This is a genomic window from Mycobacterium sp. E787 (assembly GCF_001668725.1).
Classification (GTDB): domain Bacteria; phylum Actinomycetota; class Actinomycetes; order Mycobacteriales; family Mycobacteriaceae; genus Mycobacterium.
On sequence record NZ_LZKL01000097.1, the window covers coordinates 1 to 9,093 of the forward strand.

Sequence of the window (9,093 nt, forward strand, 5' to 3'; positions counted from 1 at the left end):
GATCTCCTCACGACTGCTCGCACCCATACCCCAAACCCTACGAACACCCACCGACAAAAACCGCCGCCTTGTGACCACTGAAACCAAAGTGGCCCAAGTTATTTCGTCAGCGGGTGTCGGCGCGCGACGTGGGCCGGAACAGCTCCACAAAGTTGCCAGCGGGATCCTGCAGCAGGACCTGCTGTCCGCCCGGGCCGCTGATGATGTCGTTGCGGAAAATCACGCCGGTCGCCCGCAGCCGCTCGACTTCGGCGGAGATGTCGTCGACGACAAGCTGTATGCGGTTCCAGCCACCGGGTTCCGGCGTCGCGCCGTCGGGCATCGGTCGCCCCGCGGAGCTCTTGGGTCCGGACAGCAGCAGTTGCAGCGGTCCGCGGACTACGGCGGCGAAGGCGGGCGCTGCGTCGAGGTCGACGCTGAAACCCAGGTGGGTCGTGTAGAAGTCGACGGCCGCCCGCACGTCGTCGACGAGATAGCGGACGCGCGCAAGCTCACCGGGTGCTGCCATCAGAAGTTCAACCCCGAGTACATCACCCGGTTCGGATCGTACTTCTGCCGCACCGTCGTCAGCTGCGCCAGGTTCGAGCCGAAGTAGCGCGACGCCGAGCTGTTGGCCTCCAGGTAGTTGACGTAGCCACCGACCGAATACTGTTGCACCGCTTGATGCGCGGAGCTCAGCCACTGCGTGGCTGCGGACACCTGGTTGGCGGCGGGCTCGACGTACCACTGCAACAGCGCGGACTGCTTGCGCCACGGGAAGGCGGTGTCCCCCGGTGCCACGTCGCCGACGGCGCCGTCCAGCGGGTCGACGAGCACCGACGCCTTGCCGCCGGAGGCCGGCCACTGCCCGATCACCGTCGCAATCGCCTTGGCCGCAGCCGAATTCAACGTCGAGAGCACGTCGGAGCCCGCGACGAATCCGACGGGCGAACCCGTCGAGCTGCCGCCGGCCAGGTACGTCACCAGGTCCATGTGGCTGAGCGTCTTGTTGACAACCGCGGTCGGGGCCACGCCGACCGCGGATTTGATCGCGCTGACGACACCGGAACCGGCGCCCGCCGGGCAGGTCGCCAGCACGTGGCAGTTCGGCTGGTTGCCGACCGAGAGATCGACTATGCCCCAAGTGTTTCGGTCCGCCGCGCTAAGCCAGGACTGCCAGCCGACGAGCACCTGCACCGCCGACGACGGCGGGAAGTCGAGCCGGACGACGTCGTTGTCAGCGGTGGGGAACGTGGCGAAGGTCATCGACGTCGTCACCCCGAAATTGCCGCCGCCACCGCCGCGCAACGCCCAGAACAGATCGGGATGGTCGTTGGCGGACGCCGTAACCACATCGCCGCTTGGCAGCACCACCGTGGCCGACTGCAGCGCATCACAGGTCAGGCCCGCGTGGCGGCAATCGGCGCCCACTCCGCCGCCGAGGGCCAGGCCCGCGATCCCGATGCTGGGGTAGGTGGCGGTGGGGATCGCGCGCCCGGCGCCTGCCAATGCCTGATGCGCCGCGTACACGGTGGTCGCCGGGCTGACCGTGGCGTTACCGCCGCCGTCGACGTTCACCCCGCCGGGAAGCTTGCGCAGGTCGATCACCATCGTGCCGTTGGCGCTCGACGCACCGATGTAGGAATGCCCACCGCCGCGCGGGGCGATCTTGAGCCCGTTCGCCGTCGCGAACGAGACCGCCTTCTGCACATCCGACTGCGACGACACCGTGACGACTGCCGCGGGATTGGAGTTGTTGTAGAACGAATTGAAAACCTGTTTCCCCGAAGAGAATTGGGAGCCGTTGGCGGGCAGCGCGACGCTGCCTCCGATGGCGGAGGCCAGGCCGCCCCAGCCGGCCGCGGGGTCGGCGGCCGCCCGTGCGGCGCCGAACACCGCTCCGGTCGCCAGCATCCCGACGGCGCCGCGTAAGAAGGTCTGGCGCGAGATCTCATGGTCCAGCGGACGGCTGCGATTCGTCGTCATGAGCCGGATTCTGGTCCAATCGGCACCCGAAAATCCGGGCCCCGCCGCGAGTGTCAGGTCACAGTGTGGCCTCGATCGGCCGGGCGCGGCGCCATCGTGCCGAGGGCCAATAAGCGACGTGAGGCGCGCCGCCGCCTTACGAAACGCTTATTGTGCAAAGCTTTATCGCACCGTGTTGTAAACGTGACAGTCATAGATCAGAGTTCCTAGCGTGACTGGAGTGCAATCAGTGGACTCCGCGACATGTGGGGAGGCTGGCATGAAGGCACTGGCGGGAACTCAGCGGTGGATCTGGCTGTTTCGTCACCAGCCCCTGACCATTCGGCTGCTGGCCGGTGCCGCCGGCCTCCTCACGGTGGCCGCGGCGTTCGCGGCGCCGGCCGAGGCCGACGCCGGCACCGATGACGCCTTCATCGACGCGCTCAACCACGCCGGCATCGACTTCGGCGAGCCGGGCAACGCGATGAAGGTGGGCGAGTCCATCTGCCCGATGCTCGCCCAGCCGGGCGGGAACTTCGCCGCCGCCGCGGCGAGCGTCAGCAATCGCGGCCTGTCACCGGGGATGGCCAAGATGTTCACCACGATCGCGATTCAGATGTACTGCCCGCAGGAGATGGCCAACATCGCCAGCGGCAACCCGGCCGCCGGAATTCCCGGAGGCCTGCCCGGGCTTGCCGGCGGCATCCCCGGCATTCGTCAAATCCCCGGAATGCCCGGCGCCTGAGTCCGATGGCGGCGACCCGCCGCGCCCGACTACGCCGCGCTTGCGATCGCCGCTCGCCCGATGGCGGCGACCCGCCGCGCCCGACTACGCGCGCTTGCGATCGCCGCTAACGCGTCCCCAGCGGGTCGATGGTCGAGGCGATATAGACCATCGCCGCGGCGACCGTCGCGGTGGTCACGAAGTCGGTGCCCTTGCCGCGGACGACCAACAGGCCGGCCCGGTCCTCGGACAGCACCAACCGCAGGATCGCCGCCACGCCCACCCCGATGCCGATCAGCAAGGCACCGCGACGCCAGAAGTTGGCCCCCGCCAAGACAAATGCGGCGGCGAAGATCAGCCCGACCGACAGGATCGGCCACTGGGCCCGCAGGGTCGCCCGCACGTCTTATTGCCGTCCCTCGGCCAATTCGACGACGTTGGTGAGCAGGAACGCGCGCGTGAGCGGGCCGACGCCCCCGGGGTTCGGTGACACGTGGCCGGCCACCTCCCAGACATCCGGGTGCACATCGCCGACGAGGCCGTTGTCCGTGCGGCTCACGCCCACGTCGACGACCGCGGCGCCCGGGCGCACCATGTCGGCGGTCAGCAGGTGCGGCACGCCGACGGCGGCCACGATGATGTCGGCCTGCCTGGTCAGCGTCGGCAGGTCGCGAGTTCCGGTGTGGCACAACGTCACCGTGGCGTTCTCCGAGCGCCGGGTCATCAGCAGCCCCAGCGGGCGGCCGACCGTCACGCCGCGGCCGATGATGACCACGTGCGCCCCCGCGATCTCGACGTCGTAGCGCCGCAGCAGGTGCACGATGCCGCGCGCGGTGCACGGCAGCGGCGCGGGGGTGGACAGCACCAGGCGGCCGAGGTTGGTCGGGTGCAGGCCGTCGGCGTCCTTGGCGGGGTCGACGCGTTCGAGCGCCGAGTTCTCGTCCAGGTGCTTCGGCAACGGCAACTGCACGATGTAACCGGTGCACTCCGGGTTGGCGTTGAGCTCGTCGATGGTCTCGTTGAGCTGGGCGGTGCTGATGTCGGCGGGCAGGTCGCGGCGGATCGACGTGATGCCGACCTTGGCGCAGTCCGCGTGCTTGCCGCGGACGTAGGCCTGCGACCCAGGGTCGTCGCCGACCAGGATGGTGCCCAGCCCGGGCGTGCGGCCCGATGCCGTCAGCGCGGCCACGCGTTGTTTGAGGTCGACGAAGATCTCGTCCCGGGTGGCCTTGCCGTCCAGCGTGATTGCGCCCACGCCTGACAGTCTGGCACGCCGCAGTGCTGTGCCCGATGATGGCGACCCGCTTCGCCCGGCTCCGCCCGATGATGGCGACCCGCTTCGCCCGGCTCCGCCCGATGATGGCGACCCGCTTCGCCCGGCTCCGCCGCGCTCGCGATCGCCATTACGCCGCGCTCGCGATCGCCATTCCGCCGCGCTCGCGATCGCCATTCCGCAGCGCTCACGATCCCCATTAAGCTCCTCGCATGTCTACCCCTCCAGACGTGTTCTCCCCGGCCAAGCTGGGCCCCATCACGCTCCGCAACCGCACGATCAAGTCCGCCACCTTCGAGGCGCGCACGCCCAACGCGCTGGTGAGCGATGACCTGATCGAATACCACCGGCTGCCGGCCGCCGGCGGGGTCGGCATGACGACCGTCGCCTACTGCGCCGTCTCCCCCGGCGGCCGCACCGAGGGCAACGGGATCTGGATGCGCCCGGAGGCGGTGCCCGGGTTCCGCCGGCTCACCGACGCGATCCACGCCGAGGGCGCGGCGGTGAGCGCGCAGATCGGCCACGCCGGTCCGGTCGCCAACGCCAAGTCCAACAAGGCCACCGCCCTGGCGCCGGTACGGTTCTTCAACCCGATCGGGATGCGCTTCGCGAAGAAGGCCACCCGCGACGACATCGACGACGTCATCGAAGGACACGCCAACGCGGTCCGGCTCGCGATCGAGGCCGGCTTCGATGCCGTCGAAATCCATTTGGGCCACAACTATCTGGCGAGCGCCTTCCTGTCTCCGCTGATCAACCGCCGCACCGACGAGTTCGGCGGATCGCTGGAGAACCGCGCCAAGGTCGCCCGCGGGATCGTCATGGCCGTGCGGCGCGCCGTGGAGAAGGAGGGCACGCCGATCGCGGTCACCGCCAAGCTCAACATGGCCGACGGGGTGCGCGGCGGCATCAGCACCGAGGAGTCGCTGACCACCGCCAAGTGGCTGCAGGACGACGGCGGGCTGGACGCGATCGAACTCACCGCCGGCAGCTCGCTGGTCAACCCGATGTACCTGTTCCGCGGCGACGCGCCGCTCAAGGAGTTCGCCGGCGCGTTCAAGCCGCCGCTGAACTGGGGCATGCGGATGACGGGCAAGAAGTTCCTCCGCGAGTACCCGTACCGCGAGGCCTACCTGCTGCGTGACGCCAAGCTGTTCCGCGCCGAGCTGACCATGCCGCTGATCCTGCTCGGCGGCATCACCAACCGGGAAACGATGGACCTGGCGATGGCGGAGGGATTCGACTTCGTCGCGATGGGCCGGGCGCTGCTGGCCGAGCCGGACCTGATCAATCGGATCGCCGCCGACGGCGCTGCGCGCAGCGTGCATTCGGCGTGCACGCACTGCAATCGGTGCATGCCGACGATCTATACCCGTACCCGCTGCGTGGTCACCGGCGCCCCGGACTCGGTGAATCTGCCCACAGGGTGAAAACAGGTGCACCCGCTAGAGTTGTGGCAATGAGTGCACCCGCCCCGCCAGCGCTGACCGTTCGCCATGACGGGTCGGAGCGCACATTCGCGCCGGGCCACGACGTGGTGGTCGGGCGCGATCTGCGGGCCGACATGCGCATCACGCACCCGCTGATCTCGCGCGCCCATCTGCTGCTGCGCTTCGACCAGGGACGATGGCTGGCGATCGACAACGGCTCGCTCAACGGGACTTTCGTCAACGGTCGCCGCGTGCCGGTGGTGGACATCCACGACGGCCAGAGCATCAACATCGGCAATCCCGACGGGCCGCAGCTGACCTTCGAGGTGGGGCGCCACCTGGGGATGGCCGGGCGCCCGCCCCGCACCGAATCGATGGGCATCCCCGTCGCCGCGCACGCGGGCACCGCATGGCCGGCCGCGCAGCCGTCCGGTCAGCCGGGCCCTCCCGTCGCCGCCCCGCCCGCTCCCCCGCCCGGGGTACCCGGCCCGGGTCGGGTCCCGATCTGGGCGCAGCACGGGACGCGGCGCCCGCATCCGGGCCCGCCGCCGCCGGGGCAACCGGTGTACCCGGTCAGCGGCCGGCCACCCGCTTATCCGACCAGCGCGCCGCCGCCGCCGAATTTCCAGCCGCACCCGCAGATGACGTCGCAGGCGGCGCCGGAGACCGAGATGTCGGCCAACCTCACCAAGCCGCCCGAGGTCGCCAACCTGGCGACCAAGATGTTCCAGGCGCTGATGCCGGGACGGTCCGGTGCGATGCCGAAGCCGAGCGGAGCGGTGACGATCGGCCGCGCCACCGACAACGACATCGTCATCCAGGACGTGCTGGCTTCGCGCCACCACGCGTTCCTGACCCAGACCCCGCTGGGCACCGAGATCCGCGACGCGCACAGCGTCAACGGGACCTTCGTCAACGGCGTCCGGGTCGGCTCGGCGGTGCTGACCGAGGGCGACGTGGTCACCATCGGCAACGTCGACCTGGTCTTCACCCGCGACAACCTCGTCCGTCGCACCGAGGCCGCGACCCGCACCGGGGGCCTGGAGGTCAACGCCGTCTGCTTCGAGGTCGACCACGGCAAGCAACTGCTCGACCACATCTCGCTGACCGCCCGCCCCGGCACGCTGACCGCCATCATCGGCGGGTCGGGCGCCGGCAAGACCACGCTGTCGCGGCTGATCGCCGGCTACACCAGCCCCACCTCCGGCTCGGTGACCTTCGAGGGCCACAACATCCACGCGGAATACGCCTCCATGCGCAGCAGGATCGGGATGGTCCCGCAGGACGACGTCGTGCACCGGCAGCTGACCGTCAGCCAGGCGCTGGGCTACGCCGCCGAGCTGCGACTGCCCCCCGACACCAGCAAGGCCGACCGTGAGCAGGTCGTTGCCCAGGTGCTCGAGGAGCTGGAGCTGACCAAGCACGCCGACACCCGCGTCGACAAGCTCTCGGGCGGCCAGCGCAAACGCGCCTCGGTGGCGCTCGAACTGCTCACCGGGCCGTCGCTGCTGATCCTCGACGAGCCGACCACCGGCCTGGACCCGGCGCTGGACCGCCAGGTGATGATGATGCTGCGCCAGCTCGCCGACGCGGGCCGCGTGGTGCTCGTCGTCACCCACTCGGTGGCCTACCTGGACGTCTGCGATCAGCTGCTGCTGGTGGCGCCGGGCGGCAAGACCGCGTTCCTGGGGCCGCCCAGCCAGATCGGCGCGGCCATGGGCACCACCAACTGGGCCGACATCTTCGCCAAGGTGGGCGCCGACCCCGACGAGGCCAACCGCCGCTTCCTGGCAGAGAACCGGCCGCCGGAGATGCCGGCCCCGTCCGAGTCCAGCCCGGCCGACTTGGGCGAACCGGTGCACACCGACGTGCTGCGCCAGTTCTCCACGGTCGCGCGCCGCCAGGTGCGCCTGGTCATCTCCGACCGCGGCTACACGGTGTTCCTGGCACTGCTGCCGTTCCTCATCGGCGTGCTCACCCTGACCGTGCGCGGCAAGACCGGGTACGGCATGGGGGACCCGATGAGCAACTCGCCCAACCAGCCAGACCAGATCCTGGTCATGCTCACCGTAGGCGCAGTGTTCATGGGCACCGCCCTGACCATCCGCGACCTCGTCGGCGAGCGCCCGATCTTCAAACGCGAGCAGGCCGTCGGCCTGTCGACCGTCTCGTACCTGGCCGCCAAGATTGTCGTGTTCAGCGCGTTCGCGGTCATGCAGGCGGGCATCGCGACCGTGATCTCGGTGATCGGCTGGGGCCAGCCGATCGCCAAAGCCGTGATGCTGGGCAACGTCAGCTTCGAGCTGTTCGTCGACGTCGCGCTGACGTGCGTGGCCTCGGCGCTGCTCGGGATGGCCCTGTCGGCGATCGCCAAATCCCAGGACCAGATCATGCCGCTGCTGGTGGTCGCCATCATGTCGCAGCTGGTGTTCTGCGGCGGGTTGATCTGGGTGACCAACCGGCCCGTGCTCGACCAGTTGTCCTGGCTGACGCCGGCCCGGTGGGGCTACGCCTCGGCGGCGTCGACGATCGACACCCACCGTCTGGTGGTCGGCCCGACCGACCCGAAGGACCAGCACTTCGACCACAAGGCGAGCGCCTGGCTGTTCGACATCGGGATGCTCCTGGCGTTGTGCGTCGCCTACAGCGCCATCGTGTGGTGGAAGATCCGGCTCAAGCGGCACGTGCCGACCCTGGCCGCCGCCAAGTCAAGGAAACGACTGACACGTCGATGACTCAGCCCGCGCAGCCGGTGCTGACGGTGCGATCTCAACGCTCGGAGGGTAACTTCGCGCCCGGTCGCGACGTGGTCGTCGGCAGCGACGTGCGCGCCGACCTGCGCGTGGCGCACCCGCTGATCGCCCGGGCGCACCTGCTGCTGCGCTTCGACAAGGGCCGCTGGGTCGCCCTCGACAACCATTCGCTGAACGGGGTCTTCCTCGACGGCCGGCGGGTGCCTGCGGTCGACATCCAGGACGGCCAGAGTGTCAATATCGGCAAGCCCGACGGGCCGCGGATCACGTTCCACGTCGGGCAGCACCAGGGCACCGTCGGGCTGCTGCCCCCGACGGAGACGATCCCGACGATCGTGGCGCCCAGCGGCCCGCTGCCGGTGCGCCCACCGCCCGCGGTCGGGGTGGCGTATCCGGCGATCAGCCGCGACAGCGTGGTCTTGCCGGCGCCCGACCCGCCGATGATCGCGGTCAGGGTGCCGGGCCTGGCGGTCAGCGACACCCGCTCCAGCAGGTTCTTGTCGCCGATGCCGAAGTTGACCTCGCGCACCTCCAGCCCGCCCGTCCGCGCCGCCACCTCCTGGCGGCGGACCAGCATGCCGCGGGTGAACACCAGGTCGACGTTGCCGATCGTGACGACGTCGCCCTCGGCGAGCACGGCGGAGCCGACCCTGATCCCGTTGACGAAGGTGCCGTTGATGCTGTGCGCGTCGCGGATCTCGGTGCCGACCGCCGTGGCGGTCAGGAACGCGTGGTGGCGCGACGCCAGCACGTCGTGGATGACGATGTCGTTGTCGAGCGAGCGCCCGATCCAGGCGGCGCTGCCGGCGCGTGGCGTCGCATCGGGTTCCAGGGCCTTGACCCTGGTGGTGGGGAACTCGGCGATCTCGCCGCTCACCCCGATCTCGGTGGGCGGGCACCGGTGAGCCAGGCCGGCCTGCAACGCCTGTATCGGCGCTTCCAGCGGAAGGTCGACGTCGGTGTCGGCCA

At 69.8% G+C, this 9,093-nt stretch carries 7 protein-coding genes and 2 pseudogenes; 4 read left to right on the forward strand and 5 right to left on the reverse strand.

What is annotated here, in order from left to right:
- Positions 1-106: 106 nt before the first annotated feature.
- The gene (locus tag A5705_RS20025; protein WP_068279501.1) at positions 107-508 is read right to left on the reverse strand and encodes a VOC family protein; all 402 of its coding nucleotides are present in this window, start codon (positions 506-508) and stop codon (positions 107-109) included.
- Complete coding sequence (locus A5705_RS20030) at positions 508-1,941, reverse strand: FAD-binding oxidoreductase (RefSeq protein ID WP_197516885.1); 1,434 nt, start codon at positions 1,939-1,941, stop codon at positions 508-510. Before A5705_RS20030 ends, A5705_RS20025 begins: the two co-directional genes overlap by 1 nt.
- Positions 1,942-2,224: 283 nt before the next feature.
- On the opposite strand from A5705_RS20030, the gene A5705_RS20035 reads away from it, so the two are divergent.
- Positions 2,225-2,689 (forward strand): DUF732 domain-containing protein, encoded by a 465-nt coding sequence (locus A5705_RS20035; protein ID WP_067873780.1) that lies wholly within the window; start codon positions 2,225-2,227, stop codon positions 2,687-2,689.
- A 106-nt stretch (positions 2,690-2,795) separates the two neighbouring features.
- Here A5705_RS20035 and A5705_RS20040 read toward each other — a convergent pair whose 3' ends face one another.
- Positions 2,796-3,071: a DUF3017 domain-containing protein gene (locus tag A5705_RS20040; RefSeq protein ID WP_067873776.1), complete on the reverse strand. Its 276-nt coding sequence runs from the start codon at positions 3,069-3,071 to the stop codon at positions 2,796-2,798.
- 3 nt (positions 3,072-3,074) lie between these two features.
- Entirely contained in the window at positions 3,075-3,923 is an 849-nt protein-coding gene (locus tag A5705_RS20045; RefSeq protein WP_067873773.1) for a bifunctional methylenetetrahydrofolate dehydrogenase/methenyltetrahydrofolate cyclohydrolase, read from the reverse strand.
- A gap of 230 nt (positions 3,924-4,153) precedes the next feature.
- Between A5705_RS20045 and A5705_RS20055 the strand changes: the two genes are divergently transcribed.
- The 3 genes and pseudogenes from A5705_RS20055 to A5705_RS28705 all read left to right on the forward strand — a co-directional run.
- Entirely contained in the window at positions 4,154-5,371 is a 1,218-nt protein-coding gene (locus A5705_RS20055) for an NADH:flavin oxidoreductase (protein WP_067873766.1), read from the forward strand.
- 29 nt (positions 5,372-5,400) lie between these two features.
- The gene (locus A5705_RS20060; RefSeq protein ID WP_067873763.1) at positions 5,401-8,106 is read left to right on the forward strand and encodes an FHA domain-containing protein; all 2,706 of its coding nucleotides are present in this window, start codon (positions 5,401-5,403) and stop codon (positions 8,104-8,106) included.
- Positions 8,103-8,507: pseudogene (locus tag A5705_RS28705) on the forward strand (FHA domain-containing protein); the annotation flags it as partial. The gene A5705_RS20060 and the pseudogene A5705_RS28705, both read left to right, overlap by 4 nt.
- Here the strand turns inward: A5705_RS28705 and A5705_RS28710 are convergent.
- Positions 8,495-9,093, reverse strand: a pseudogene (locus A5705_RS28710) (FHA domain-containing protein); the annotation flags it as partial. The pseudogenes A5705_RS28705 and A5705_RS28710 overlap by 13 nt on opposite strands.

Coding starts and splice junctions, on each gene's coding strand:
- A5705_RS20025 (WP_068279501.1), bottom strand. CDS start 508: ATGGCAGCACCCGGTGAGCTTGCGCGCGTCCGCTATCTCGTCGACGAC.
- A5705_RS20035 (WP_067873780.1), top strand. CDS start 2,225: ATGAAGGCACTGGCGGGAACTCAGCGGTGGATCTGGCTGTTTCGTCAC.
- A5705_RS20055 (WP_067873766.1), top strand. CDS start 4,154: ATGTCTACCCCTCCAGACGTGTTCTCCCCGGCCAAGCTGGGCCCCATC.
- A5705_RS20060 (WP_067873763.1), top strand. CDS start 5,401: ATGAGTGCACCCGCCCCGCCAGCGCTGACCGTTCGCCATGACGGGTCG.